The organism is Candidatus Poseidoniia archaeon (genome assembly GCA_030748895.1).
In the GTDB taxonomy this organism is placed as follows: domain Archaea; phylum Thermoplasmatota; class Poseidoniia; order MGIII; family CG-Epi1; genus UBA8886.
In genome coordinates this window covers 103260-128064 of record JASMLC010000001.1, presented here as the reverse complement: position 1 = coordinate 128064, position 24805 = coordinate 103260, and the positions used below count along the sequence as shown (strand labels likewise).

Annotated in this window: 28 protein-coding genes and 2 tRNA genes; 17 read left to right on the top strand and 13 right to left on the bottom strand. The window is 65.4% G+C overall.

Annotation, left to right across the window (positions count from 1 at the left end; genetic code table 11):
• Positions 1-5 precede the first annotated feature (5 nt).
• Genes QGG57_00675 through QGG57_00645 form a run of 7 tightly spaced genes read left to right on the top strand, consistent with a single transcriptional unit; the run spans position 6 to position 4402 of the window.
• Entirely contained in the window at positions 6-1172 is a 1167-nt protein-coding gene (locus tag QGG57_00675; GenBank protein ID MDP7006697.1) for an NAD(P)/FAD-dependent oxidoreductase, read from the top strand.
• 41 nt (positions 1173-1213) lie between these two features.
• A complete protein-coding gene (locus QGG57_00670; GenBank protein MDP7006696.1) occupies positions 1214-1492 on the top strand; it encodes a 50S ribosomal protein L44e in 279 nt (92 codons plus the stop codon).
• A 2-nt stretch (positions 1493-1494) separates the two neighbouring features.
• Positions 1495-1665 (top strand): 30S ribosomal protein S27e, encoded by a 171-nt coding sequence (locus tag QGG57_00665; protein MDP7006695.1) that lies wholly within the window; start codon positions 1495-1497, stop codon positions 1663-1665.
• Positions 1662-2435 (top strand): translation initiation factor IF-2 subunit alpha, encoded by a 774-nt coding sequence (locus tag QGG57_00660; GenBank protein ID MDP7006694.1) that lies wholly within the window; start codon positions 1662-1664, stop codon positions 2433-2435. Before QGG57_00665 ends, QGG57_00660 begins: the two co-directional genes overlap by 4 nt.
• On the top strand, positions 2435-2590 hold the full coding sequence (locus QGG57_00655; GenBank protein MDP7006693.1) for an RNA-protein complex protein Nop10: 156 nt from the start codon (positions 2435-2437) through the stop codon (positions 2588-2590). The genes QGG57_00660 and QGG57_00655 overlap by 1 nt, the downstream gene beginning before the upstream one ends.
• Positions 2587-3345: a proteasome assembly chaperone family protein gene (locus QGG57_00650; protein MDP7006692.1), complete on the top strand. Its 759-nt coding sequence runs from the start codon at positions 2587-2589 to the stop codon at positions 3343-3345. The genes QGG57_00655 and QGG57_00650 overlap by 4 nt, the downstream gene beginning before the upstream one ends.
• A 31-nt stretch (positions 3346-3376) precedes the next feature.
• Positions 3377-4402: a pyridoxal phosphate-dependent aminotransferase gene (locus QGG57_00645; protein MDP7006691.1), complete on the top strand. Its 1026-nt coding sequence runs from the start codon at positions 3377-3379 to the stop codon at positions 4400-4402.
• Here QGG57_00645 and QGG57_00640 read toward each other — a convergent pair.
• Genes QGG57_00640 through QGG57_00625 form a run of 4 tightly spaced genes read right to left on the bottom strand, consistent with a single transcriptional unit; the run spans position 4394 to position 7516 of the window.
• Positions 4394-6418 carry a hypothetical protein gene (locus QGG57_00640; protein MDP7006690.1) on the bottom strand — a complete coding sequence of 675 codons (2025 nt, stop codon included), beginning with the start codon at positions 6416-6418 and terminating at the stop codon, positions 4394-4396. The genes QGG57_00645 and QGG57_00640 overlap by 9 nt on opposite strands.
• Positions 6419-6450: 32 nt before the next feature.
• Positions 6451-6741 (bottom strand): hypothetical protein, encoded by a 291-nt coding sequence (locus QGG57_00635; protein ID MDP7006689.1) that lies wholly within the window; start codon positions 6739-6741, stop codon positions 6451-6453.
• Positions 6738-7211 (bottom strand): hypothetical protein, encoded by a 474-nt coding sequence (locus QGG57_00630; protein ID MDP7006688.1) that lies wholly within the window; start codon positions 7209-7211, stop codon positions 6738-6740. Before QGG57_00630 ends, QGG57_00635 begins: the two co-directional genes overlap by 4 nt.
• A gap of 2 nt (positions 7212-7213) precedes the next feature.
• The gene (locus QGG57_00625) at positions 7214-7516 is read right to left on the bottom strand and encodes an Lrp/AsnC ligand binding domain-containing protein (GenBank protein ID MDP7006687.1); all 303 of its coding nucleotides are present in this window, start codon (positions 7514-7516) and stop codon (positions 7214-7216) included.
• Between the two features lie 112 nt (positions 7517-7628).
• Between QGG57_00625 and QGG57_00620 the strand changes: the two genes are divergently transcribed.
• Together QGG57_00620 and QGG57_00615 are read left to right on the top strand one after the other, a co-directional pair.
• Positions 7629-7859, top strand: a complete 231-nt coding sequence (locus QGG57_00620) for a hypothetical protein (protein ID MDP7006686.1) — start codon at positions 7629-7631, stop codon at positions 7857-7859.
• Positions 7860-7932: 73 nt separating this feature from the next.
• Positions 7933-8018, top strand: a tRNA-Ser gene (locus tag QGG57_00615).
• A 158-nt stretch (positions 8019-8176) separates the two neighbouring features.
• On the opposite strand, the gene thrS is transcribed toward QGG57_00615, so the two are convergent.
• Positions 8177-10129 (bottom strand): threonine--tRNA ligase, encoded by a 1953-nt coding sequence (gene thrS / locus QGG57_00610; protein MDP7006685.1) that lies wholly within the window; start codon positions 10127-10129, stop codon positions 8177-8179.
• Positions 10130-10286: 157 nt separating this feature from the next.
• Here thrS and QGG57_00605 point away from each other — a divergent pair, with 157 nt between their 5' ends.
• The 3 genes from QGG57_00605 to QGG57_00595 are packed head-to-tail and all read left to right on the top strand — an operon-like array spanning position 10287 to position 13524.
• Entirely contained in the window at positions 10287-10994 is a 708-nt protein-coding gene (locus tag QGG57_00605; GenBank protein ID MDP7006684.1) for a hypothetical protein, read from the top strand.
• Positions 10995-11031: 37 nt separating this feature from the next.
• Positions 11032-11772, top strand: a complete 741-nt coding sequence (locus QGG57_00600) for a geranylgeranylglyceryl/heptaprenylglyceryl phosphate synthase (GenBank protein MDP7006683.1) — start codon at positions 11032-11034, stop codon at positions 11770-11772.
• Positions 11773-13524 (top strand): DUF2070 family protein, encoded by a 1752-nt coding sequence (locus QGG57_00595; protein ID MDP7006682.1) that lies wholly within the window; start codon positions 11773-11775, stop codon positions 13522-13524. It abuts the gene before it with no gap.
• Positions 13525-13531: 7 nt separating this feature from the next.
• Here the strand turns inward: QGG57_00595 and rpsJ are convergent, their stop codons facing one another.
• The 5 genes from rpsJ to QGG57_00570 form a co-directional block, all read right to left on the bottom strand.
• Positions 13532-13858, bottom strand: a complete 327-nt coding sequence (gene rpsJ, locus QGG57_00590) for a 30S ribosomal protein S10 (GenBank protein ID MDP7006681.1) — start codon at positions 13856-13858, stop codon at positions 13532-13534.
• Positions 13859-13866: 8 nt separating this feature from the next.
• A complete protein-coding gene (gene tuf, locus QGG57_00585) occupies positions 13867-15156 on the bottom strand; it encodes a translation elongation factor EF-1 subunit alpha (GenBank protein ID MDP7006680.1) in 1290 nt (429 codons plus the stop codon).
• Positions 15157-15230: 74 nt separating this feature from the next.
• Positions 15231-17426 carry an elongation factor EF-2 gene (locus QGG57_00580; protein MDP7006679.1) on the bottom strand — a complete coding sequence of 732 codons (2196 nt, stop codon included), beginning with the start codon at positions 17424-17426 and terminating at the stop codon, positions 15231-15233.
• Between the two features lie 3 nt (positions 17427-17429).
• A complete protein-coding gene (locus QGG57_00575) occupies positions 17430-18077 on the bottom strand; it encodes a 30S ribosomal protein S7 (protein ID MDP7006678.1) in 648 nt (215 codons plus the stop codon).
• Positions 18074-18502, bottom strand: a complete 429-nt coding sequence (locus QGG57_00570) for a 30S ribosomal protein S12 (GenBank protein MDP7006677.1) — start codon at positions 18500-18502, stop codon at positions 18074-18076. The genes QGG57_00575 and QGG57_00570 overlap by 4 nt, the downstream gene beginning before the upstream one ends.
• Positions 18503-18683: 181 nt before the next feature.
• Here QGG57_00570 and QGG57_00565 point away from each other — a divergent pair.
• The 4 genes from QGG57_00565 to QGG57_00550 all read left to right on the top strand — a co-directional run bounded on the left by QGG57_00565 (position 18684) and on the right by QGG57_00550 (position 23120).
• Positions 18684-18760, top strand: a tRNA-Thr gene (locus tag QGG57_00565).
• Positions 18761-18931: 171 nt separating this feature from the next.
• Positions 18932-19819, top strand: coding sequence for a hypothetical protein (locus QGG57_00560; GenBank protein MDP7006676.1), 888 nt, complete (start codon positions 18932-18934; stop codon positions 19817-19819).
• Positions 19819-20751: an ABC transporter ATP-binding protein gene (locus QGG57_00555; GenBank protein ID MDP7006675.1), complete on the top strand. Its 933-nt coding sequence runs from the start codon at positions 19819-19821 to the stop codon at positions 20749-20751. The genes QGG57_00560 and QGG57_00555 overlap by 1 nt, the downstream gene beginning before the upstream one ends.
• Positions 20751-23120 (top strand): PQQ-binding-like beta-propeller repeat protein, encoded by a 2370-nt coding sequence (locus QGG57_00550; protein MDP7006674.1) that lies wholly within the window; start codon positions 20751-20753, stop codon positions 23118-23120. Before QGG57_00555 ends, QGG57_00550 begins: the two co-directional genes overlap by 1 nt.
• Here QGG57_00550 and QGG57_00545 read toward each other — a convergent pair.
• From QGG57_00545 to QGG57_00535, 3 genes are read right to left on the bottom strand one after another with little or no spacing between them, the layout of a single operon-like run.
• Positions 23117-23416, bottom strand: coding sequence for a transcription factor S (locus tag QGG57_00545; GenBank protein MDP7006673.1), 300 nt, complete (start codon positions 23414-23416; stop codon positions 23117-23119). The two genes, QGG57_00550 and QGG57_00545, sit on opposite strands and share 4 nt — an antisense overlap.
• A complete protein-coding gene (locus QGG57_00540; protein ID MDP7006672.1) occupies positions 23413-24027 on the bottom strand; it encodes a hypothetical protein in 615 nt (204 codons plus the stop codon). The genes QGG57_00545 and QGG57_00540 overlap by 4 nt, the downstream gene beginning before the upstream one ends.
• 27 nt (positions 24028-24054) lie before the next feature.
• Positions 24055-24399 carry a ferredoxin family protein gene (locus tag QGG57_00535; GenBank protein MDP7006671.1) on the bottom strand — a complete coding sequence of 115 codons (345 nt, stop codon included), beginning with the start codon at positions 24397-24399 and terminating at the stop codon, positions 24055-24057.
• 84 nt (positions 24400-24483) lie between these two features.
• On the opposite strand from QGG57_00535, the gene ef1B reads away from it, so the two are divergent.
• Positions 24484-24750: an elongation factor 1-beta gene (gene ef1B / locus QGG57_00530; GenBank protein ID MDP7006670.1), complete on the top strand. Its 267-nt coding sequence runs from the start codon at positions 24484-24486 to the stop codon at positions 24748-24750.
• Positions 24751-24805 lie beyond the last annotated feature (55 nt).

The following is a 24805-nucleotide window of genomic DNA, read 5'->3' as shown; positions in this document are numbered from 1 at the left end:
CGACCGTGGCGATTGCCGACGTAGCAGTCATTGGCGGCGGGCCGGCCGGCTCCTCGGCGGCACGCGAAGCGGCCGAGCGCGGCCTCGATACGCTGCTCTTCGACCACGCCCACCCACGGCGCAAGGCGTGTGGTGGCGGGCTGCCGGTCAAGGGCATCGAGTGGATGGACGCCCCCGATGAGGCTATCGAGTGCCACATGAGTTCCATCAGCTTCACTCACGGCAGCACCAAGCTGAAGGTGCCGGTGGCGAAGGGCAAGCTCATTCGACGCGATAACTGGGACCACTACCTGTTCAAGCGTGCTGCCGAGGCGGGCGCAACGCATGTCGCGGAGCGCGTAAAGCAGCTCGAGCGCGACGGCAACGCGTGGGTTATCAACGGCACGCACCGCGCACGCTACATCATCGGCGCCGACGGGGTCAACGGTTTCACGCGCCGCCACTTCGTGGGAGCGATTCCGCGCGAACACCTCTTCGCCGCCTCCGGCTACTACCTTGGGCTGAAGCCGGTCGAGAACGAGGTCGAGTTCATCCTCGGCGCGCTTCCGGGCGAGGGCTATCTCTGGGTTTTCCCGAAGGCGGACCACTACAATATCGGCTACTGCTACAACGCCGGGACGCCCGGCATGAAGGAGGCGCTCGAGAAGCTGCTACACGACCGCTGGCCGGGTGAGTTCACCGCCCCCGGCAGGTACCGGCTCGCGAGCGGCGAAGAGGTCGAATGCACCCGCTTCGGCTCCGCCATTCCCTCCTACAACGACCCGGCGCTGTTTGACCAGCCGGTCTCGGGCGACGGATGGGTGCTGGTCGGTGACGCGGCGGGGCATGTCAACCCTATCCACGGCGAAGGGCTGAACCACGCCGCGCTCGGCGGGAGGCTCGCGGCGCGCGCGGTCGCCGAGGGCGACCCGACCCACTTTGAAGAGTACTGGCGCGAGCACTACGCGCGCGAGATGTACCGCGCCGCGAGGAGCAAGCACCGCATCTATCGCCCCTTCTTCATGCGCCTCGGCTTCGCGCTCGGCGGGACGCCGGCGGTTTTCGGGCTGCTGGCGACGATGACGCGCGGCGAATACGAAGGAAAAGCGATGCGCGACTTCTGGCTGCGGCTGCCGCTGGCGGCGGTGCAGGCGCTGTTCGGAATGCGCCACCGCGAACTGGCGTCGGCTTAGATTAGTTTTATAAAAGCGGCTGGCTCGGCCGGTCCCCTGATATGAAGCTCCCCCGTCGAATAAGCACTTACTGCCCCGCGTGCAAGGCGCACAACCAGCACGAAGTGGAGCAGGTCAAGAAGAAGCGCGCTTCCGAGCGTGCGCGCGGACAGCGACTTTTCCGCCGCGTCACCGCCGGCTACGGTGGTTTCCCGCGTCCCAAGCCCGAAGGGCGGGAGAAACCGACCAAACGCATCTACCTGCGCTACCGCTGTTCCAGCTGCAACAAGGCGTGGCACAGGCCAAATATACGTGCAAAGAAATTCGAGTTGATGGAGTAAACATGGTTAACAGTAAATTCCTGAAAGTGAACTGCCCCAGTTGCGAGAACGAGTCGGTACTCTTTAGCAACAGCGCCACGACCGTGAACTGCGAACTCTGCGGCTCAACCCTCGCCACATCTGCTGGCGGCCGCGCCCGGATCATCGCGAAGGTGGTGGAGGAACTGGAGTGAGTCCGGCAGAGCTTCCAGAAGAAGGTGAATTCGTAATCGGCCGGGTTTCCGAGGTAAGGCACCAAGGCGCCAACGTCGACCTGCTCGAATATCCGGGCCAGAAAGGCTTCGTCCACATTTCAGAAGTCGCTTCGGGCTGGGTCAAGTACATCCGCGATTTCATTCGTGAAGGGCAGATGGTGGTCGCCAAGGTCACCCGCGTCAAGCGCAAGCGCCACATCGTCGACATGTCGGTGCGGCAGGTCTCGGGCCACCGCAAGCAGGCGCGCATCCGCGAGTGGAAGAACGAGCAGCGTGCGACCAAGCTGATTGAGCTGGTAGCGGGCGAGGCCAAGCTCGAGCCGGCGGCACTGCTGGAGGAAGTTTCGGCCTCCTTCCGCGAGAATTACGGAACGCTCTACGGCGCCTTCGAGGCGGCCGTGATGGAGCAGGATGACTTCACGAAGGCATACAAGGGCAAGTGGGTCAAGCCATTCCTGGCGACCGCGGCGGCGAACATCACGCCCCCCTTCGTCACCATTGAGGGGCGTCTGACGCTCTCCAGCTGGGCGCCTGACGGGGTCGAGCACCTGCGGAAGGCGCTGACCGCGCCCGCCGCGCAGGAAGAAGAGACGACGCTCGAAATCAGCAGCGATGGTGCGCCCGACTACCGCATCCGCGTTCGCGCGCCTGACTTCAAGCAGGCGGAGCGCGAATTGAAGGCAGCCACGGACGCGGTGCTCAAGGGCTTCAAGCCGAGCGGCGGCGAAGCGAGTTTCGAGAGGCTCTGATGCGCACGCTGATGTTCCGCTGCGGCGAATGCGCGCGCTACACGCTCGCGAAGGAGTGCCCGGAGTGCGGTTCGGCGACCGCGAGTCCGCTGCCGCCGCGCTACTCGCCCGAGGACCGCTACGGCAAGTACCGCAGGATGCTGGCGCAGAAATGAGTTTCACCGAAATCGTCGTCAACGAGGAGGTGCAGCTCGAGAACGCGGTGCTGCTGGAAGGGCTGCCGGGCGTCGGGAACGTCGGCAAGCTGGCGACGGCGCACCTGATAGAGGAGCTGGGCGCCACCAAGTGCACCGAGATTTACTCGTCGCACTTCCCGCCGCAGGTGCTCATCGAGGAGAGCGGCGAGGTGCGGCTGGTCAACAACGAACTCTTCTACTGGCGCGGCAAGGAGGGCGCGCGCGACCTGCTGTTCCTGACCGGCGAGTACCAGGGCATGGAGGCGTCGGGGCAGTACGAACTGACGCTGAAGATGCTGGAGCTGGCGAAGGAGATGGGAGTCACGACCATCTACACCCTCGGCGGCTACGGGCAGGGCAAACTGGTCCCCGAGCCGCGCGTCCTCGGCGCCGCGACCGGCCCCGACATGGTCAAGCGGCTCCGCAAGGCGGGCGTCGAGTTCATCGAGGGCGAACCGGGCGCCGGCATCGTCGGCGCCTCGGGGTTGCTGCTCGGCCTCGGGAAGCTGCGCGGCATCGAGGGTGGCTGCCTGATGGGCGAGACCAGCGGCTACATGGTCGACCCGAAATCGGCGCAGGCGCTGCTGGTGACGCTGCAGAAGCTGCTTGGCATCGAGATTGACCTGACCGAACTCGAGAAGCGCGCCGAGCAGGTCGATGAAATCACGACCCAGCTGCGCGAGATGGAATCCGAGCCGGGCGACGAGAAGCAGGACTTCAACTATATCGGCTGAGCGCTCTTAACCCGGGCTTTGCTGCCGCGTCGTGGAGTTCCCCGAGTTCGAGCTGCTGCGCTTCCTGCGCGCGCATGTGAAGCCGGGGGTGCACAACCTTGCCGAGTCGAACTGGTTCGGGTCGCCCGTCGCAGTCACGCATTCGCGCGACTACAACGAGAAGCAGGGGCTGCCCGAACTGCGCGAGGAGCTGGCGGCGCTGCATGGCGTCGCGGTCGAGCAGCTGCTGGTGACCGCCGGCGCCAGCGAAGCCAATTTCCTGCTGGCGGCGGCGCTGCTGTCGCCGGGCGACGGCTGCATCGTCGAAACGCCGGGCTACCCGCCGCTGCGCGGGCTGCCGCACGGCTTCGGCGCCGAGCCGCGCGAATTATTGCGGCGTCCCGACGAGGGCTTCGCGATTGACCCGCAGCGGTTCCGCGCGTTGCTGCCGGCGCGGCTGGCGTTCGTCACCAACCTGCACAACCCGTCGGGCGTGCGCGCCGACCCGGCGCTGCTGCGCGAGCTGGGCGCGGCGATGGCGGCGGGCGGGGGGCTACTGGTGGTCGACGAAATTTTCCGGCCGCTGGCGGCCGACCTGCCGACGGTGGCGGGGGCGCCCGGCATCGCCGTCACGGGGTCGCTCAGCAAGTGCTACGGCGGCACCGCGACGCGCGTCGGCTGGGTCATCGCCGAGCCGGGGCTGGTGGCGCGGCTGGAGGCGCTGAAGAAGTGGACTAATCCCGGCGTCTTCCCGACGGGCGAGCGCGCCGGGCTCGTCATCCTGCGCGAAGCCGAAGCGCGGCTGGCGGCGGTGCGCGAATGCGCTTCCGGTGGCGGCGCGCTGGTGCGCAATGCGTGTGCAGGGCTGGGGTGGGAGTGGTTCGCCAGCGAATCGATTATCGGCTTCCCGCGCGTCGAGGGCGACACGCTGGCGCTGGCGGAGAGGCTTGCCGCGGCCGGGGTCGTGGCGTGCCCCGGCGAGTTCTTCGGAATGCCGGGGCATCTGCGGCTCGGGTGGGGGATTCCGCGGCCGAAGCTGGAAGCGGCGCTCGAAGCGCTGGCGGCAGCGCTAGCCTGACGCGCGGTGCTCGGCGTTGAAGAGCAGCAGCCCGTCGGAGGCGTCCACGGCGGCGCCGTGGCGCGTGCTGCCGTCGACCTGCTCGATGTAGTAGCCGTAGCCGCCGTTAGCGTCGACACTGCTGCCGTAATCGTCGAGGTCGAAATCGCCACTGGCGAGGTCCCCGAGCAGCTTCAGCATGGTCGTCGAGTCGATGTTCAGGAACGCCAGCGGGTCGAACAGGTTCTCGCGCGAGGCGAGGTTCTGCCCGAGCGAGAGGTTGACCCGTACGTGGTCGATAACGCCGGCGCTGCCGGCCCAGCCGGCGACAATCGTGCGCGACATCAGCAGCTCCTCGGCCGAGGAGACTGTCAGCGGCTGCTCCAGCTCGGCCGGGTTGACCAGCGGGTTGTCCATTTCGACCTCGCGGCCACTGGCGTTGGTGCGGTTGACCAGCAGTTCCCAGCCGGTCACCTCGCGCTTGCTCTCGCTGTGGCGCGCCAGCGTCAGGTTCCACTCGTCGCGCTCTCCGTCGTAACTCGCGCGGGTCACGAACGCCTGCGGGTAATCGGTGAGGTAGTCGTCGAGGTCCGACGGCGGCAGCTCCTGCCGCGCGTCGTTGATGGCGTCCTGCAGCGCAAAGCCGGAGTCGAGGCTGCTGGTGGAGTTCCCGAAGGCGGGCGCGTGGTAGTCCCACGCCTCGAGTTCGGCATCAATGTGCGGACCGTTCGTACTGGAGCCGTCCGCCTGCGGCACGTCTTTGTAGCCGGCAGTGAGGCCATTGATGGTGCCGCTGTAGCGGCCCGAGAACGAGTAGAGCTCGCCCGTCGGACTGGCGGCGTCAGAGGTTACGGTGATATCGAACTTGAGCGGGTAGGCGCTGCGCTCGGAAACCCACAGGTCGTAGCGCAGCGTGTGGCCGTAGTGGTAGTTGAATGGCAGGTCGGCCGAGCTGCTGCTGCTGACGCGCAGTTTGATGGTGGCGCTGCCGTCAACCTTGCCTCCGTCAAGCGCCTCCCAGCTGAATGCCAGCCCGTTGCTCACGAAGCTGCCGCTGTCGCCTTCGCGCAGCTGCTGGCCAACGTAGAGCTGTGCGTGCGGCATCATTCCCTTTTCGTCGGCGCGCGGAACCCAGCTGGTCAGCTTCTCCAGCGACCATTTCTCGCCAGTCAGCGTCTCTTCGTAATATGCGTAATTTTCGACCCGTTCCTTGATGATTTCGAGGCTGTCCTCGCGCACGAACTGCTCGTGAGTGGTGTTGACTCGCCCGTTATTGATGTCGGTGGGCGACGACCCCTCCTCGGCAACGCTGCCGCTGACCGGGTCCCAGTCCTGCTCGATGTAGCGCCTGAAAACGGGATGCTTCTGCCCGTAGCCATCTTCGACCAGCGACGTCAGCTCCTCGGTTCCCGCCTCGAGCGTCCCACCCCACTTGACGTGGATTTCGTTCACCTCGACATCCTCCCCCAGAAACGGCAGCGGGATGCCGACCGGGCTCTCGAGGTCAACCTGCCCCGTCACCGTGTAAGTCGCAGAATCGCCGTAGCGCTCGCTGGGCACCGTCACCTCGACTGCGCCGCCCAGAATCACCACCGCGACGGCGGTCAGCAGCAGGATGCCAACCGCGCCGATAGCGCCGAGGACGCGCATGTCGAGGTTTTCGACGCGCTGGAGCAGTGGTGGAAAAGCGGCAGGCGCCGCGGCGGGCGCTACAGCCGGCTCGTCTCGCTCCGGCTGTAGCGCATCGCTGGAGAGGTCCAGCTCCGCCTCCAGCGGCTCCTCCTCTCTGTCGGCTTCGCCAGTTTCGCTGCCGCCCAAGTCCAGCTCTGCGCCAGCCTCTTCGGGCTCGGCTTCCGCCTCCTCCGGGACTACAGCCTCTGCATCTTCGTCAGGCGAATCGGCCTCCTTCCCGGATTCGGCTATCTGCTCAGCGTCTTCGGCTTCTATCTCCTCGACCACTTCAGCGACTAATTCAACGTCCCCGGGCTCGCCGTCATCGTTACCGGCGGGCTTGCCCGCGCTCCAGAGTGAAGCCACGGCGGCACGGCGAACTGCCGTACTTTAAGGTTTCAGGACTTGATAATCGCCACGAGGAAGATTACCACACCCACAATCGCACCGGTGAAGCCACCTGCTATCGCCAGCAGCGCATCGGGCATCACTACAGCCCTCCAGACACCATCGACATAGGTTTGGTAGTACCAGCCGTAAGTCGCCACCACCCCGAGCAGGATGAAGCCGAAGCCGGCGTTGCGCGTCTTCTGGCTGCCGTAGTACGCCACGAGCGCACCCATCCCGAACATCACGATGGCGAAGCCGACCGTGAAGAGCGTCAGCGCCAGCGTCATCTCGGCACTCATGCCTTGCCTCCCTCGTCTGCGTCGTCAGCGGAGGCGTCATCACCATCATCCTCGGCTGCCAGTTCCTCTTCGAGCTTCTTCAGCTCCTCGTCCAGGTCCAGATCTTCGAGGTCTTCGAGGTCGAGGTCTTCGAGGTCGTCGACCGTATCGACTTTCATCAGGATGAAGAGCACTGCAAACATCCCGGCCGCCATCCCGACCATCGCCGCTACCGCGGCAATCAGGCCGTAGCGGAAGCTGGCCGCGTCGAGGGTCGCCGGGTCGGCGATGTAGGTCTGGTGGTACTGGAGGCCCAGCACGAGTATCGCCACCACAATCAGCCCGAAGCCAATCTGTTGCGACTTGCCGGCGCCGAAATAGGCGGTGAACAGGCCTGAGCCGAGCGTAGCCAGCCCGAGGCCGAACAGGAATGCGGCTACGAAGAATTCAAAATTCCACGTGTAGCCCAGTAGTTCCATGCTGAGGTCCATAGTTATCGTCCGGCGATTTGGCTGCGCCTTATTAGGCTACTGTCGGAAGCGGCGGCGGCCTCAGCCGGCCGTTCAAGCTTGGTCGCCGGGTGGGTCTGCGTGTCCTGGACTCCCTCGACGGTACGAATCTTCTGCACCACCACCTGTCCCAGGTCGTAGAAATCGCCGGTGTCAACCTTGGCCAACAGGTCGAATTCGCCAAACAGCGGGTGCAACTCCACGATTTCCTCCACGCTTCCGAGCGCCTCGTACACCTGCTGCTCCTTGGAGGGCTCGGTCTTGATGAGGATAAAGCCGACCGCCATACGCCCCGATTCCGGGCGGATTTAAGCCGGTTTGGCTCTCGACGATAGCGTCGTCGTGAGCAGAGGCAGACTTATATAGGGCGAAATACACCCGCTGTTCCGGTGACTCCACATGGCTGAAGTAGTCAAATCAACCGGAGTAAGCAAGCAGGCCGGGTACCTCTATTACCTGGGCAAGGACGGCCACGTCTGGAGAACAGCGATGGCCCGTGGTGGAAAAAGAACTGGTGGCGGCCCCGAACTGGTCGCGACCGCTGGCGTCTCGAGGGAAGACGGCTATCTGTACTACATCGACAAGAGTGGCGATGTAAGCCGGTCCCCGATGTCGCGAGGCCGCCGCTAGGTCTGTCGTCGAGAAGACGGCAGCCAGTCCTTTTTGCCCGCCCCCCTTGGCTGGGCCAGCGCGATTCATTTTTGCAGAGGTCGCCTAGCCCGGTATGGCGCCGGCCTTGAAAGCCGGTGAGCATCGCTCACGGGGGTTCAAATCCCTCCCTCTGCGCCACTGTGCAACCAGAGGTTGCACCATGTGCGATTCGAGAGGAATCGAACCCGCAATTTTGATGGGCCTTTTCTAAAAAGGTCCGTTCGGATCAATCCCTCTGCGCCACTGTTTTTTTAATTTGATTGAATAAAATGACCGTCGGAAAAGGTCGGTTCGGACTACTCGCCCGATACGAGCCGCAGCTCCGGGCTGCGGCTCGCGACCTCGACGGCGAGCGCAGCAACGAAGTCGGCGAGCGGGACGCCGTTGCGCTGGCGGCCGTCGCGCGCGCGGATGCCGACGGTGTTGCCCGCGACCTCCTCATCGCCGAGGATGAGCATGTAGGCCGGCCTCATCTTGCGGTGCGTGCGGATTTTCTTGCCGATGGTATGGTCGCTGTCGTCGACCCTCACGCGGATATCGGCGGCCGCAAGCGCGTCGCGCACCTTTGCGGCGTAGTCGCGGTGCTTTTCAGAGATGGTGACGACCTGCACCTGCACCGGCGCGAGCCAGGTCGGGAAGTTGCCCATCCACTGCTCGGTGAGGAACGCGACGAAACGCTCGTGGGTCGATAGCGGAGCGCGGTGGATGACGAACACCTCGCCGTTTTCCGTGCCAGTCTCGTCCATGAAGGAGAGGCCGAAGCGCTCCTTGGCGGCGAAGTCGAGCTGGATGGTCGCTATCGACTCCTCGCGGCCGAGCGCGGTGGTGAACTGGATGTCGACCTTCGGCCCATAGAAGGCCGCCTCGCCGATGGCTTCCTCGTATTCGACGCCGAGGTCGTCGAGGATGCCCCGCAGGTGGTCCTGCGTCGCTTCCCAGTTTTCGGGCTGGTCGATGTATTTCTCCTTCTTTTCGGGGTCCCAGAGCGAGAGGCGAAAGCTGTAGTCGTTGAAGCCGAAGGTGGCGTAGTAGTCCCGCGCCATGCGGATGTTGGCCTCCACCTCTGAAGTCACTTGCTCCAGCGTGCAGTAGATGTGTGCATCGTTCATCGAAAGCATGCGCACGCGCAGCAGCCCCGTGAGCGTTCCCGAAAGTTCGTTGCGGTAGACGGTGCCGTATTCGGCGATGCGCAACGGCAGTTCGCGATAGGAGCGCTTGCCGTGGCGGAAGACGAGATGGTGCATGGGGCAGTTCATCGCCTTCAAGTAGTAGGTGCCGTCGTCCATTTCCATGGGCGGATACATCGAGTCGGCGTAGTGCGGCAGGTGTCCGCTCGCCTCGAAGAGCTGCTGCTTGCCGAGGACCGGCGTCGTGACGCGGACGTAGCCGTACGCCTCCTCGACCTCGACCGCGTAGCGCTCGATTTCGCCCTTGAGCACCTCGCCGTTGGGCAGCCAGACCGGCAGCCCCTTGCCGAGTAGTTCGTCAATCATGTAGAGCTCCATCTCGCGCCCGATTTTGCGGTGGTCGCGCTTCGCGGCTTCCGCGAGCTGCTGCTCGCGCTTCTGCAAGCCCTCTTTCGTCGCGTGGCAGAGGCCGTAGATGCGGACAAGCGACTCGCGTTCGCGGTCGGCGCGCCAGTACGCCTGGCTGGTGCTGGTGAGCCTGAACCAGCGCAGGTGCGCCGTGCTGGGAACGTGCGGGCCGCGGCAGAGGTCGACGAAGTCGCCCTGCCGGTAGGCGGACGAGCCGACATCGTGACCGAGTTTGTCGTCGAGGATTTCGAGCTTGAATTGGTTATCGCCAAACATCTTGCGCAGCGCGGCGTTGTCGAGCTCCTCGCGCTCGAGCTTGAGGTTCTGCTTCACCAGCTGCTTCATGCGCTTCCCGATGGCGCGCAGCTGCTCTTCGCTAATCGGCTCCATATGGAAGTCGTAGTAGAAGCCGTGCTCGATAGGCGGCCCGATGGTCGGCTGCGCGTCCGGGTGCAGCTCGGTGACCGCCTGCGCCAGCAGGTGCGCGCACGAATGGCGCAGGATGTAGAGCCCCGCGTCGGACTCTCCGGGGATGGGGGCGACGCTACAGTCGCCGTCGAGGACGTGCGAGAAGTCACGCTCCTCGCCGTCGACAAGCGCGGCGACCGCACCCGACTTGCGGCCGTGGACGTTGGCAATAACCTCGCCGGCGGTGATGCCGCGGGCGTATTCGTGGACCGCTTCGGCCCCGACGTCAACGGTAATCATCGCCATTCAGTCGCCGCCCGGCTGGCGCTTGCGTCCTTCGGAGTAAGGGCTCCCGGCGTGCACTAGTGCCAGCTCCATGTTTCCGCGACGCGCCTGCCGGATAAAGGGCTGCCCCCCGGGTAACCCTTATACCAAGTCGAGAGTGCTCGGCGCCCGTCGAACCATGGCTCGCAGGAAGAAACAGGGACGCAAGCGCCAACCGCCAGCCGGTGGCCGTCCGGTGCTGCTGCTGATGGCAGTCTCGATAATCGTGGTGCTGGCAGTCATCTTCCTGACCGTGCTCGGCGCTATCGAGACCGGCGTCGCCGCGGTACTGGCGATGACGCTACTGGCGGCGATATTCTTCCTGATGTGGCTGCGCACCTCCGCCCCGCAGGGCGGCGGCCAGCGGCGGCGCAAGCGGCGGCGCAAGCCCTCGATTGATGCTGTTGCAGGTCCACCCGCCGTTACCACGGCCGCCGGCGCGGTGTCCGCGCCGGCGGCCGCGCAACCGCGTGTCCCGCTCCCCCCACGTCCCGTGCGCGCTGCGCGACGGCGGCGTGAATACGTCAGCTATCCCGTTTTTGTCGGCGGCGGCGATTACGCCGACACCTACGTTCAGGTCGACAAGGACACCGTGCTGAAGCTGCGCAACGAGATGACGCCCGACGACGGCATGGCGCAGCTCCCCGGCCGCCGCATGGCCGGTTTCCCGGACCCACAGAAGGCGGCCGAGGCTGCCGAGCCGGTGGCGGCCGAAGCGGTGGTGGCGACCGCCGCACCGGTCGCGGTCGCAGCGGAGCCTGTGGCGGTGGCAGCCGCGCCCGTAGCGGCTGAAGCGGTGGCGGTAGTCGAGGAAAAAGAGGAAGATTTCGACTTCGACTGGGAGTGAAACCGCTTTTAGGGGGCCCTTGGCGCTCCCCGCGCGTTTGGAAGTCTATCAACGACTGCGGAAATTGCGCCGCGAGCGGCCGTTGCACCTGACGCTGCTCGACCCCGGCAAGAGCGATACCGCCACCATCGGGCGCATGGCGCACGGCGCAGCCGAGGCGGGCACCGACGTAATCATGGTCGGCGGCTCGACCGGCCTCTCGCTCGAGCGTGTCGACGCGGCGGTGGACGAAATCAAGGAGCAGTCGCACCTGCCGGTAATCCTCTTCCCGACCGTCGCGAAGGCGGTTTCCACGAAGGCGGACGCGATTTTCTTCATGTCGCTGCTCAACAGCACCGAACGGCGCTTCCTCGTCGGCGAGCAGATTGCGAGCGCCGCGATGGTCCACCAGTCGGGGCTCCAGCCGCTCTCGATGGCGTACCTGATTGTCGAGCCCGGCATGGCTGCCGCGCGCGTCGGCAAGGCGCAGCCGCTACCGCGCGACGACCCGGCGCCGGCAGTCGCGCACGCGATGGCGGGCGAGCTGTTCGGCATGCGCTTCATCTACCTCGAGGCGGGCTCGGGCGCCAGCGCGCCGGTGCCGCCCGCGATTGTCGCCGCGGTCCGCGAGGCGATTAAGGCGTTGCTGATAGTCGGCGGCGGCATCCGCACCGTCGACTCGGCAGCTGCCGCGGTCGCCGCGGGCGCCGACATGGTCGTCACGGGTACGCTGGTCGAACGGGCGTCGATGGTCAAGGAGGAGTTGCAGCCCATTATCGGGGCGGTGCACGCCGGCTGAATGGCTCCCGAACTCGTAGTCGACCCTGATGTGCCGCCCCCCGCGCGGCTCTCGGGCTACCTGCTGCACACCCCACGCCGCGAACTGAGCGGTGCGCTATTTGCGGCCGCAACGCTGGCGCTGGCGGTCATCGGGCTGCGCGACTTCCCACTCATCACCGAGGCGGTCTCCGACCGGCTGCTGCTCGGCGCGGTCACGCTGGCGCTGCCGCCGCTGCTGGTCGCAACGCTCGCCGCCAACCTCGCGTGGGCGTGGGACGGTCGCTACCCGCTGCGCTACGGCTTGCAGACTGGCGCGACCGGCGCGCTGATTATGCTCTTCTGCACCCTCGCTGGCGGTGAGTGGTGGTTCTCGACGATGGGCGGGCTGGCGTTCGGCGTCGGCGCGACCGGCGGGCTCTGGTATCTCACGCTGCGCACCCACGGCTCCGCGCCGGGCTGGGTCGCCCTTTCGCTCGCGATGGTGGCGCCGCTGGCGTCGCTGTGGGGGCTCTTCGGCGACAACTCCGAGCACTGGCTTAATGTCGGCCTCGTTTCGCTGGTCACGTTCACCGCCGCCAGTTACGGCTTCCTCTTCTTCGTCGACACCCCCTATCAGCGTGCGGTCGGCATTTCGGGCATGCGGCACATGGCGGCGTTCATCGAATTCTACTCGACCGGCGACGGGCGGCGGCTGACGCGCGCCTTGCGGGAAATCTGCCAGACGGTGCGCGTCGAGAGCGGCTGGGCGTCGCTGCGCCGCGACGGGGAGCCGCTGGCGTTCCTCGCTATCCCCGGGCTGCACCCTGGCCCACTCGGCGAACTGGGTGGCAGCAACCTGCCGTCGAAGATTGATCCCGAACTCCCTGGTCTCGGCTTCGCGCTGCATGGCGCGACGACCAACGACCAGAACCCGCTGCGCGCCGAGGACGTCAATCGCATCGGCAATGCGATGGCGGAGACGGCCGCCGACGCCGCGCACGGTGGCGGCGGCCGCCCCGCCGCGTCGGCCGGCACGGTACCGGACGCGCACGCGCTCGGCCTTGGGGAAGACTTGCTGCTCTTCGCCGAGCCGGACGACAGCGATGATATCCACCCCGCGCTTGGCTCAATCCTCGAAGGCAGCGCCACCCGCGGCGACGGCGAGCGGCTGCTCGTCGACCTGCATAATCAGGAAGGCTGGGGCCGCCCCCCGCTCCCGGCCGGCACCGCGGAAGGCAGCGCGCTGGCGGAAGCGATGGGCGCGGCGGCCGACGGCTGCCGCGCCGCCCCCATCGGTGAACTGCGCGCCGGCGTCGCGCGGCTGCCGGGCGAGGACCTCGAGCACGGTATCGGCCCCGGCGGGCTGCGCGTGCTCGCGCTCGAAACCGGCGGCGCGACCAGCGCGCTGCTGCTGTGGGACGCCAACGGCTTCGCGCCGGGGATGAACGCTGCCTTGCGGGAAGGCCTCGCCGACAGCGTCGATACGCTGCTACTGGCGACGACCGACAACCACTACGTCAATATCCGCCCCGGCGGCCACAACCCGCTCTCGGGCGCCGACTTCATCCTCCCCGCGGCGCAGGCGGCGCTGGCGGAGGCGCTGGCGGACCTCGCGCCGGCCGAGAGCGCGATGGGGCGCGTCACGGTCGACGGCGTCGAAATCCTGGGGCAGGGGATGCAGGACCGCATCTCGGCCGCCGCGAACGCCGTCGTGCAGGTTGCGCGCTTCTCATGGCTCCCGCTCTACGGCTCGGCGGCGATGTTCTGCATGCTGCTGTCGCCGTATCTGTAACGCCGTTCTACTTCGACTGAATCTGGATAGATATCTTGACGCCGTCGGGTATCTGGATGCGCATCAGCTGGCGCAGTGCGCGGTCGTCGGCGTCAATATAGATGAGTCGCTTGTGCAGCCGCGCCTCCCAGCGGTCCCACGTCTCGGAGCCTTCGCCGTCGGGGGATTTCCGCACGGGCACACGCAGCTTGCGCGTCGGGAGCGGAATCGGGCCGGTCATCTGGACGCCGGTGCGGTCGGAGATGGTGCGAATCTGCTCGCAGACAAGGTCAACCGAGCCGTGGTCAAGGGCGTGCAGGGAGATGCAGGCCCGCGTATCTCCCTTCTTCGCCATTAATCAGTTCAGTCCCAGGACTCCTCAATCTTGAGGCACATGCCGGCCGCGACGGTCTTACCCATGTCGCGGATAGCGAAGCGCGAAAGCTGCTTGAACTTGGCCTGTTCCTCGATTGCGAGCGGCTTGGTGGGCTTGATGAGTACCATCGCCGCGTCGCCCTTCTTCAGGTAGTCGGGATTTTCCTCGGTCACCTCTCCGGTGCGGGGATCCATCTTCGCCAGCAGGGTGTCGAAGGTGCACGCCACCTGTGCGGTGTGGCTGTGGAATACCGGGGTGTACCCTTTGGTAATCACGTTAGGGTGGTCCAGAATCATGACCTGTGCCTTGAACGCACGCGCCACGGTGGGCGGGTCGTTCTCGGGACCGCAGATATCGCCGCGGCGGATATCGGTGTGCGATACGCCACGCAAGTTGAAGCCGACGTTGTCGCCCGGTACCGCTTGCGGAACCTCGGCGTGGTGCATCTCGACCGACTTGACTTCGCCGACCTTGCCACCCTGATGGGCGGAGGGGCGGAAGCTGACTTTCATACCGGGCTTGAGCGTCCCGGTCTCGACCCGGCCGACCGGCACGGCGCCGATACCCGAAATCTTGTAGACGTCCTGGATTGGCAGACGCAGCGAATCACCCTCCTGCCCCTTGGGGGGTGAGAGCTTGTTGAGCGCCGCCAGCAGCGTGTCGCCGCTCCACCAGCCGAGGTTGTCGCCCTTATCCTTGATGTTGTCCGCCTTCCAGCCTGAAGCGGGCAGGACGGTCACCTGCTCGTCGCGGAAGCCGACCATCTTAAGCATCTTTTCGAGGTCAGCCTTGACCTCCTCGAAACGCTTCTCGGAGTAGGCGGGCTTGGTGATGTCCATCTTGTTAACTGAGACAATCAGCTGCTCGACGCCCATCACCTTGGCGAGCCAGAGGTGCTCCTTGGTCTGCGCCTTGATGCCATCGTCGGCCGCGACCACCAGCACTGCGGCGTCAGCCTGCGAGGTGCCGGTAATCATGTTCTTGACGAAATCTCGGTGCCCCGGGGCATCGATAATCGTGAAATAGGTCTTGTCAGTCTCGAACTTCTTGTGTGCTACATCAATCGTGACGCCACGCTCACGTTCTTCTTTCAGGTTATCCATCACGTACGCCAGCTCGAAGCCGCCCTTGCCGCGCTCTTCCGCTTCCTTGCGATACTTGTCAACAAGGTGCTGCTCGATTGCGCCAGTCTCCAGAAGGAGTCGGCCGACTGAGGTAGACTTGCCGTGGTCGACGTGACCGATGAATACTACATTCATGTGGGGTTTGCTTGCCATTTTTGACCTCCTTTGGTCAGGTGGGGCCGCAGGACAGGGGGTAAATAAAGATTAACTTGCTTCTCGACGGAAAATCAGGCGTAGTTCTCGGGTCTCGGAACCTCGGGCTTGAGCCCTTTCCGCTCCCGGATTTCGGCCGTGACATCATCCAGCAGCTCGCGCGGCAGCGGTTCGTAGCCGGCGAATTCGGTTGACCAGAGCGCGCGGCCGGCAGTCGCCGAGCGAATCTCGCCCGCGAAGCCGAACATCTCCTTGACTGGCGCCTTGGCCGTAATCGTAGCGAGATCGCCCTCGGTCTCCATCCCGGCAATCACCGAGCGGCGTTGCGACATCTCGCCCGTGACGGCTCCCATCAGGTCCTGTGGGACGCTGATGTAGACGTTCTGCTTCGGCTCCATCAGCGCCACGCCCGCCATGAGCATCGAGCCGTTGATGGCGTTACGGACGGCGGGAATCGTCTGCGCCGGGCCGCGGTGGATGGCGTCCTCGTGCAGCTTGGCGTCGCGCAGCAGTACCTTGACTCCCAGCAGCCGCTCATTCGAGCGAGGGCCGCGGTTGACGACTTCCTTGAAAGCTTCAATCAGCAGTTCGCGCGTCTCGAACAGATTCTGTACTCCCTTCGTGGCGTCGATGAAGACGCAGCCGTTCTCGATGCAGAGCACGCCGCGCGCGATGGGGCGGTCCCAGTCGTACTCCATCAGCTGTCGCGCCACTTCGCGCGATTTCTTGATGTCGCCTGACGGGATTGTACCCTCCTGGATGGCAGCGAGCACGTCCGGCTCGAGCGGCTCGACCGTGACGAAGAAACGGTTGTGCTTGTTTGGTGACTTGCCTTCGAAGACGCCCGGCGAGGGTTCCATGACCGCCTCGCGGTAGACCACGATGGGGGGCGAGGTGGTAATTTTGACGCCGTGCTCCTTGGCAATACGGTACTCGGTGATTTCGAGGTGCAATTCACCCATCCCCGACATCAGGTGCTCGCCCGTCTCGAGGTTGGAATCAATCTGGATCGAGGGGTCGGCCTTGGAGACCGCGCGCAGCACCCCGACCAGCTTTGGCAGGTCGCGCGTATGCTTGGCCTCGATGGCGGTCGTGACGACCGGCTCCGAGTGGTGGACGATGCGCTCGAACGGCTCAAGGTCCTGCTGGGAGGTGGCGGTCGAGCCGGAGATGGCGTCGCGCAGCCCGGCGATAGCGACGATGTTGCCGGCGGTCACCTGCTCAGTCGCAATCCGGTCGGCGCCGACGAAGACGCCCACCGACTGGACCCGGTTGGGCGCGGGCATCCCGGAAACGTAGAGCTGGTCGCCCTTGGCGATTGTGCCCGAAAAGAGCCGCCCGACGGCGATTTCGCCCGCATGCGGGTCGATGACCACCTTGGTGACCATGAAAGTTGTGACACCCTTGTCATCAGCGGAGACCATCGCCTTGCCGGCGGCTGACTCGGGGTCGCCGTGCCAGATATGCGGGATGCGGTACTTCTGCGCCACTTCGGCTGAAGGCATCTTCTCGACAATCATATCGAGCAGAACTTCATGCAGCGGTGCGGCGTGTGCAAGGCCTTTGCGGTCCTCTTCCGTCATGTAATCGTAAATCTGCTTGAAGGAGATGCCCTTCTTCTGCATGAATGGAATCGAGGTGGCCCAGTTGTGATAGGCTGACCCGAAGGCGACCGTACCGGCAGCCGCGTCCAGTTTCCACTCCTTGCGGAACTCCTTGGGCACCTGCCCCATGATGAGCTTGTTGACCTCGGTGATAATCTTCCCGAAGCGCTGCTGCATGTCCTCGGGCGTAACCTGCAACTCGGCAATCAGCCGGTCCACCTTGTTAATGAAAAGCACCGGCTTGACCTTCTCCTTCAACGCCTGCCGGATGACCGTCTCGGTCTGTGGCATGATGCCCTCGACCGCGCAGACGACGATGATGACACCGTCGAGCGCACGCATCGCGCGGGTGACGTCACCGCCGAAATCAACGTGCCCCGGCGTGTCGATAAGATTGATGAGGTAATCGGTGCCCTTGTGCTCGTGGACCATCGAGGCGTTGGCGGCGTTGATGGTGATGCCGCGCGCCGATTCCTGCTCGTCGAAATCGAGCATCAGCTGCTTGCCGGCGAGGTCTTCCGACATCATCCCGGCGCCGAAAATCAGGTTGTCCGAGAGCGTAGTCTTGCCGTGGTCGATATGCGCCGCGGTGCCGATGTTACGAATCTGTCCCAGTTCGCGGAACAGCGCCTGCGCGCGCTTGACGTTATCTTCCTTGCGGCCCATGGCTCAGTTGTGCGCGGCTTCCGCCTGGCGCTCCTTGTCTTCCTTCTTGGCGACGGCGAACGAGTCCGGATTCCCTTCAGCAGCAAGCATGATTTCGCGCGCGAGCGCTTTCACGATTGAGCGCTGCTTTGGCGCCGACGCAATCGCGCCGCGACAAATGTTGCCGATGGCGGTCTCGAGCCGTCGCGCCGGCGAGACGTCGACGCCGCTGTAGACGCGGATGCCGCCGTACCGCAGCGAAACCACTTCGGCGCGCGGCGCGCCGTTCTCGAGCGCGCGGACCAGCACCTGCATCGGGTTCTGCTTCTTCTTGGCGTGGACGATGTCGAACGAGTTGCGCAGCACCTTGTAGGCTTGCGCCTTCTTGCCAGTGTAGCGCTCGGAGCGCATCAGGTTGTTGATGAGGCGCTCGACGACAGTCATGCGATGCTTGCCAAACCGCGTCCGCGCGCGGCGACCGCCGGTGTGAGGCACCTGGAAAGCGTTGAGGTTGATGTACTTGCGCAGCGTCGGGTCCTCCACCTCGACCTCGCTGAGGTCCCACTTGCCGAAGAGCGGCAGTACCGGCAGCTCCGGCTCGGGCGGTGCTTCCGGCTCCGCCTCGGGAGCTGCGTCCGCCCCGGCCGCCCCGGCCTCCGCGACCGCGCTCACCGAATCGGCTTCTCCTTGCGCCCGCGGACCATCTCGCGCAGCGAGACGTTGTTAACTTTCAGGACCCGGTAGCGCACGCCGGAGAGGTCGCCGTACGAGCGCCCCATGCGTCCGCCGACGCCTTCGATGACCACCTCGTCGTGCTCGTCAATGAAGCTGATGGCGAGGTTGCCCGGCGCCAGCGCAGTCACCTGCCGGCCGTTCTTGATGAGCTGCACTCGCACACACTTGCGGATGCCGGAATTGGGCTGTTTAGCCTCGACCCCGACCTTCTCGACCACGATGCCCTTCGCCTGCGGCGCGCCCTGTAGCGGGTCCGCCTTCTGCTTCAGCTTGAGCACCCGCTTGCGATAGTAGCGGTCGTTCCAGCGTTGCTTCTGGCGGTGCTTGCGAGCCTGCGCGGAGGTGTAGAGTCCCTTGGCCAAATTTGCCTCTCCCCGACGAGCGGAGGTTTTCGCGCAGAAGGGGTCTGTATTTATAGCGTTCGGCAACGGCGCCCGACGATAACTGCGTTTCAGCGCTGCGCGCCGGCCTCCATTGCGCCGCTGCCGCACTCGCGCCGCACCCGACGAAACCGCTATTGCCGCGCCGCTCTCGGCACACCGGGCCACCGTAGCTCAGCCGGCCAGAGCGGCCGCCTTGTAAGCGGCAGGTCGAGGGTTCAACTCCCTCCGGTGGCTCCATGTCCTCGCCAAGCGCAGCGAGGCGGGGCTACTGGCTTCGGGGAGTCGAACAATCTTATGGTCGCGAGCCCGCCGTCGGCACAGCCGACGGCAGGTCGAGGGTTCAACTCCCTCCGGTGGCTCCATTCCTTATTAATCGCGGCGCGCTCGCCCCTTTCCCGCAGGCGAACGATGCATCCATTCCACTATGCGAAGGTCCTCAAGGGCGCGGTCAAGCGCAACCTGCAAGTGGACCTGAACTACAAGTTCCAGCTGGTGACCGATGTCATCGACATGCTGCTGATAATCGTCGCCTTCACCGTACTGGGGGCGTTCGTCGATGAGGCGGCCGACCCGGGGGAACTCGGCATCGACTACGGGCTGCAGGGCTTCCTGCTGATGGGGGTGCTCTTCTGGGCGCTCTACCAGCGCGCGTACGAGGATACTGTCGCGGCGCTGCCGGAAGAGGCGTCGCGCGGCACCATCGGCTTTCTCGTGACGAACAACGTCAGCCTCTCGACGCTGCTGCTGGCGCGCAACATCGCCTCCATGGTGAAAACGTTGCTGACGACGCTCTTCATTGTCCTGCCGGTGCTGCTGGTGGTCGACCTGGCGCAGGGCGGCATGCCGGGACAGCGCGGACTCTTTGCCGGCTTCGGCCTTGCGGATTTGCCGCTCATCGTGGGCGTCTTCCTCCTGATCTGGGTATTCATGCTGATGGTCTCGCTGCTGGTCGCCTCGCTCAACATCGTCTCCAAGCGCATCACGCCCTTCGCCAACATGGTCGTGACGGCGCTCAAGGTGCTGAGCGGCTACTACTTCCCGATAGAGGCGCTCGACGGCTACCTCGGTACCGGCGTCGCCATCTGGCTCAAGACGCATATTCCGATTATCACCGGGCTGGTCTTCCTGCGCGACATGGTGCTGGTGCCCGGCCCGAAGCCCGGCTTCGAGGTGCTGTGGGCGAATTACCTCGAGCCGATGCTGGTCGGCATCCTCGTTACGGGGGTCGTCGCCGGGGTGCTCTACAAGTACCTCGAGCGCAAGGCACAGAGCTGGGGGACTCTGGAGTTTTACTGATGCTGGCGGTCGAAGTCGAGAACGTCGTCAAGGAGTTCCCCGGCGGCTGGCGCCGGCCGCCCGTGCGAATTATCGATGACGTATCCTTCACCGTCGAGAAGGGGCAGCATGTCGCAATTATTGGCCCTAACGGCTGCGGCAAGACCACGCTGTTGCGTACCATCGCCACGATTTATCGCCCCGACGCTGGCAAAGTGCGTATCTTTGGTCAGGACGTCTTTAACTGGCGTCAGAGTGAGCGGTCGCGGCGCGCCTTCGCGTTCATCTCACCGGCGCTGAACTTCCAGGCCAAGCTGACGCTGCGGCAGACCATCGAGTTCTTCGCGACGGTGCTGCAGAAGCCCCCCGCAACTGTAATCCCGTTCCTGAAACGGACCGGGCTCTACGCAATGTGGGACCGGCGGCTGGAAGGCTTCTCCGAAGGGCAGAAGGCGATGCTGCGGCTCGCCATCGCCTTCCTGAAGCAGCCGCGGGTGCTGTTCCTCGATGAGGTGGTCGCGAACCTTGATTTGGCGCGACGCGAGAAGGTGATTGGCATGCTCGAGGAACTGGAGGCGTTCCAGGACCTGACGCTGCTGATGGTCGACCACGACCCATACGTGGTGGACCGGCTCTGCGACCGCATCCTGGTGTTGCAGAAGGGCGGCCGCATCCACCGTTTCACCTCGGTACGCGAGCTTATGGATGAAGTCCCGTACCGCTTCACGGTCGAGGTGAACCTGAAGCGCGACGTTGAGGATGCACTCGCTGCAAAGGTGGCGCAGCCATTACGGCGCTACGAGATGACGCTGCGCTACTTCGCCGCCGACGAGCAGGCGGTGCACCGCATTTCGCGCCGGGTGCTGAAGCTGCTGGGCGAGCGGGTGCAGGACTACGTCACCGCGCCGGTCTCGCTCAAGGACGTCTACTACCTGATGCGGGAGGATGGCTAATGTTCGGCGGCTTCAAGCCTTTCGCGAAGCAGAAAGTGGGCGCACCGGTCGTCGACCTTGCGTGCGATTCCAGCGGCGAGATGGTCGCCGCCATCACCGTCAGCACCCTCTTCACCTACAGCCAGCGGCAGCAGCTAGCGGCGGTCGAGCACGAGGGCAACCGTATGGTACGCATAGCGGCTGACAGCAGCCGCATCGTGCTGGTGGCGTTCGACGGACTACACTGCTATGACCTGTGGGGCAACCCCAAGTGGGCTTACGCGACCGAGCGCGACGTCCATGACGTCGCACTCGCGCCCGACGGCAGCCGCACGCTGGTTGCCGACGGGGACCGGCTGGTGCTGCTCGACCGCGAAGGCGAGCCGCAGTGGGAGGCGACGGCGGGCAGCTTCGTCGGCGGGGTGGCGTTCGCCCCCGACGGGAGCTGCCTCTGCGGCTTCGAGCGCGGCGTGCGCTGCTACGACGCGGCCGGCGCGCAGCAGTGGGAGCTGCGCAGCGGGCAGCTGGTGCTGGGGGTCGACGCTAACGCGCAGCATGTCGCCTGCTCCTCGGGCAAACAGGTATACTGCCTCACCAGCGGCGGGCAACTGCTCTGGCGCGAGGAGGTGGGGCCGCTGCGCAGCCTGCGCTTCACGCGAGGCGGCGGCGCGCTGCTGGTCGCGACCGACGGCGGCATTCACTGCTTCGAGGTCAACGGCCAGCTACTGTGGCAAATCGAGGAGGAAAAATTCGTCGAGACCGCCGCCGCGGTCGCCTCGGGCGAGCTGGCGGCGCTGGTCGCTGGCGGCGAGGTGTTCGGCAAGTGGGAGCTGCGGCTGCTCGACCGCGAAGGGCTGGTGCTCGAGAGTTATTCCAGTCGCGAGGAAATCAGCTGCCTCGCGCTGCCGGGCCACGGCGGCGAGCTGGTCGCCGGCATCGGCAGCCGCGTTTGCTGGTTCCGCAACGGCGAGTTCCTGAAGCGCGGCGTGAGCGAACTGCTGGCGCAGGTGCGGCAGCTCCACCGCAAGGTCACCGCGTGGGAGCCGGAGCCGGAGGGCGTCGCGCACGCGCTCGAGCAGGCGGAGGCGAAGGCGGGCGGCCGCTTCGATGCACTCAAGGAGGCGTTCAGCGCGCTGGAGAAATTGCGGGCGCAGCTCGAGGCGCTGCACCAGCAGCATGTCGGCTACATCGACCAGCTGCCGCGCTTCATGCAGCAGCTGGGGCTGCCCGAGGGCCAGCCCGAGGCGCTGGCGAGCCGGCTCTACCCCTTCTATTCACGGCACCAGCAGCTGTCGGGGAGCGGCGCACCGGGCGCGCTCGACAAGGAAATCAGCGAATATCTCGCACGGCTCCGCAAGGTGGCCGACTCCTTCGGCGACCGCGAAGGCAGCGACGAGCTACAGCGCAAGCTCGCCTGCATCGAGGAGGCGCTCGCGGCGCTCCCCGCCGAGCGAAAGAAGGTGCGGGCGCTGCTGAAGGAGCGGCGCACCGGGCGCAAGCAGGTCGAGGAGGCGGCCCGGCAGGTGGCGATGGACTGGATGACCTCCGGCTCTGCCACCAGCCAGCCCGAGCTGTTGCAGGCGGTGCGCGAGCAGGAGGCGGCGGCGCTGGCGGCGTGCGACCGCATCCGCGAGCGGGTCGAGGGCATCACCGCCTTCGTCGAGATGTCCGACCGCTTCGAGCAGCTGCGACTCGAGCAGCTGGCATTCAGCGCCGACAAGGAAGGAGTGAAGCTGCAGGCGCAATTGCACAACACCAGCGATGAGCAACTGGAGGGCGTGGCGCTGCGGCTGAAGCTCGAGGGCAATGGCCTCGCACTCACCGCGCCCGCCGACGGCGTGGTGCGCCCGGGACTGCTGGCGTCGGGAGAGCGCACCAGCGTCAGCTTTAGCTTCAACCCGCTCAGCCGCGACCCGTCGCGGGCGGTGCTGGTGGCGCAGTATCGCGACGCGACCGGGCAGCACTGCACGGCCAGCCTCGGCGCGCTCGACGCGGCGCTGCCGGGCTGCTACCTGGTGCCGCTGCCGCTCTCCGAGGAGGAGCATGCCGACCTGCGCGCCGAGCATCGCGAGCAGAGCGCCAGCAGCGAACTGCGGCTCGACGCCGTCACCCTCGCCGCCGCGACAGAGGCGCTGGAGGGCCTGACGGGGCTGGCGGTCTGCGGGCAACGCCACGAAGAGGGGAGCGACATCAGCTACCTCGCCGCGCGCTCGAACCTCGACGAGACTGTCTATCTGGCGATGGTCGTTGCAAAACCGCACGGCGACGAAGGGATCGAGCTCGAATTGTTGTGCCGCGCCTCGCAGGGCGAAGCGGCGCAGGAGCTGCTCGAGGAGCTGCAGTCAGTGCTGCGCAACCGGCTGCTCGAGGCGGGCGGACGGCTCGCCTAGTATTCGCGCCACTTGTGGCGACAGCCAGTGCATTGATAGATGCGCGTCGCCGGCTCGTCGGCTGCGCGCGTCTGCCGCAGGACCCAGGTCGCCTCACCGTGCCCGCACTTGTCGCAGATGATGGTCGTGCGCGGCAACGTGCCGTCGACCGAATCCATCACCACCTGCTCCTGCTCTTCGCGCTCATGGTCGACCACCTGCGCCGCGCCCTTTGACTGCGTGTGGCCGCAGCGGCGGCACGCCAGCTTGTCGCCCTGAGGGTAGAGCAAGCCCTTGCAACCGGGGCAAATCATCATGCCTGCACCGACTGGACCATGCGGGTCGCCTCGTCAATGCGGACCAGTTCGGTCCCGAAGGCGACGCAGATTACCAGTCCCTGCTCGACCTCCCAGTAGGCAGCGCGCAGCTGTAGGTCGCTGCCAACACCAAGCCAGCCGAAGAAGCCGCCGCTGCCGGCGACCTTTGCGTCCCACTGCAGCAGCTCGGCAGTGTGGCCTTGCGAGATGGAGAGCGTGCCGACGCGGCGGCCATTGCTCAGCTCGGCCTGCTGTAGCTCCGCCTCTTCCTGTACGCGGTCAGCGACCGCCTGCTCAAGGTCGAGCGGCAGGTCGGCGAGCGGGACCAGCGAGCTGAGCGAGATGACGTAGAGCAGCCCGGTCTTTCCATCGGCAGATTCGTATTCCTGCGTGCGTAGCTTTAGCAGGCCATTGTACTCCTGCGAGTCAGTCTCATCGGTGTGCTGCCAGAATGATTCGATATTGCCCACTTTCGCAGTGAAGGGGTCGACCAGTTGCGGACCAACCAGCACCACAACCAGCCCGACCGTGATTAGCAGGCCGAGGATACGCGCCAGCGTGATGCGACGCGGGCGTTTCCAGCCGCCGAGACGCAAGTCGCTATCATCCATGCTGCGCCCCCTTTGCTGCCTGCGCTATTAATCCTCGCTTATCAGGACTGCCTCGACCGGGCAGACCGACTCGCAGGCGCGGCAGATGATGCACTCTTCCTCACGAATCATGATGGCCTTCTTCTCCGAGGCGGGGTGCCCCGGCGTGTCGAGCCATTCGAACACCTCGACCGGACAGGCGTCGATACACGCCCCGTCGGCGATGCAAAGGTCGAAGTCGACGCCGACGATGGTGCCCCAGATGGCGAGTTTGTCCGACCCGACGCCCTCGTAGGGCTGGTCAGCACTGGTCCAGATTTCGATAGGCTGGTTCTCGCCGTCGTAGGTCGCAGACTGCTCGTAGGTCGAAAGGTAGTTCTCGTCGATGGCCATGCTGCGGGCCGATTTCAGAGGCGGTTAATAATGCTATTCAGGACCGCGAAACTGCTATATCGCCCCGCCTGCGGTGGCGCCGCCATGGGCGAAGTTGCTCTGAAATACAGGCTGATGCCGGAATCCCCGGCAATCGATACCGCGGCGGTCGTCGCGGCGCTGCCGGCAACGCTGCCGGCCGACGCAAAACTGGGCGCGCACGAAGTTTCGCCCTTCGCCTTCGGGCTGATGGCGATTGACGCGCTGGTAATCGGCCCTGACCGGGCCGGGCTGGTCGACGAAGTCGAAGCCGGACTGGCGTCGCTGGAAAGCATCCAGTCGGTCGAGCTGCTCGAGCAGTCGCTGCTCTGATTCGGTCGCCGATTCGGCTGTTGCCGAAACTCGTTTCGTCTGCGCTCAAGGATTA

Excerpts from the sequence above, each read along its gene's own strand:
- QGG57_00535 (MDP7006671.1), bottom strand. The coding sequence starts at position 24,399 with ATGGCCATCGACGAGAACTACCTTTCGACCTACGAGCAGTCTGCGACC.
- QGG57_00595 (MDP7006682.1), top strand. The coding sequence starts at position 11,773 with ATGGCTCCCGAACTCGTAGTCGACCCTGATGTGCCGCCCCCCGCGCGG.
- QGG57_00650 (MDP7006692.1), top strand. The coding sequence starts at position 2,587 with ATGAGTTTCACCGAAATCGTCGTCAACGAGGAGGTGCAGCTCGAGAAC.
- QGG57_00620 (MDP7006686.1), top strand. The coding sequence starts at position 7,629 with ATGGCTGAAGTAGTCAAATCAACCGGAGTAAGCAAGCAGGCCGGGTAC.
- QGG57_00545 (MDP7006673.1), bottom strand. The coding sequence starts at position 23,416 with ATGATGATTTGCCCCGGTTGCAAGGGCTTGCTCTACCCTCAGGGCGAC.
- QGG57_00655 (MDP7006693.1), top strand. The coding sequence starts at position 2,435 with ATGCGCACGCTGATGTTCCGCTGCGGCGAATGCGCGCGCTACACGCTC.
- QGG57_00665 (MDP7006695.1), top strand. The coding sequence starts at position 1,495 with ATGGTTAACAGTAAATTCCTGAAAGTGAACTGCCCCAGTTGCGAGAAC.
- QGG57_00580 (MDP7006679.1), bottom strand. The coding sequence starts at position 17,426 with ATGGGCCGCAAGGAAGATAACGTCAAGCGCGCGCAGGCGCTGTTCCGC.
- QGG57_00555 (MDP7006675.1), top strand. The coding sequence starts at position 19,819 with ATGCTGGCGGTCGAAGTCGAGAACGTCGTCAAGGAGTTCCCCGGCGGC.
- tuf (MDP7006680.1), bottom strand. The coding sequence starts at position 15,156 with ATGGCAAGCAAACCCCACATGAATGTAGTATTCATCGGTCACGTCGAC.
- QGG57_00625 (MDP7006687.1), bottom strand. The coding sequence starts at position 7,516 with ATGGCGGTCGGCTTTATCCTCATCAAGACCGAGCCCTCCAAGGAGCAG.
- QGG57_00635 (MDP7006689.1), bottom strand. The coding sequence starts at position 6,741 with ATGAGTGCCGAGATGACGCTGGCGCTGACGCTCTTCACGGTCGGCTTC.
- thrS (MDP7006685.1), bottom strand. The coding sequence starts at position 10,129 with ATGGCGATGATTACCGTTGACGTCGGGGCCGAAGCGGTCCACGAATAC.
- QGG57_00630 (MDP7006688.1), bottom strand. The coding sequence starts at position 7,211 with ATGGACCTCAGCATGGAACTACTGGGCTACACGTGGAATTTTGAATTC.
- QGG57_00540 (MDP7006672.1), bottom strand. The coding sequence starts at position 24,027 with ATGGATGATAGCGACTTGCGTCTCGGCGGCTGGAAACGCCCGCGTCGC.
- QGG57_00670 (MDP7006696.1), top strand. The coding sequence starts at position 1,214 with ATGAAGCTCCCCCGTCGAATAAGCACTTACTGCCCCGCGTGCAAGGCG.
- QGG57_00560 (MDP7006676.1), top strand. The coding sequence starts at position 18,932 with ATGCATCCATTCCACTATGCGAAGGTCCTCAAGGGCGCGGTCAAGCGC.
- rpsJ (MDP7006681.1), bottom strand. The coding sequence starts at position 13,858 with ATGGCGAAGAAGGGAGATACGCGGGCCTGCATCTCCCTGCACGCCCTT.
- ef1B (MDP7006670.1), top strand. The coding sequence starts at position 24,484 with ATGGGCGAAGTTGCTCTGAAATACAGGCTGATGCCGGAATCCCCGGCA.
- QGG57_00605 (MDP7006684.1), top strand. The coding sequence starts at position 10,287 with ATGGCTCGCAGGAAGAAACAGGGACGCAAGCGCCAACCGCCAGCCGGT.
- QGG57_00550 (MDP7006674.1), top strand. The coding sequence starts at position 20,751 with ATGTTCGGCGGCTTCAAGCCTTTCGCGAAGCAGAAAGTGGGCGCACCG.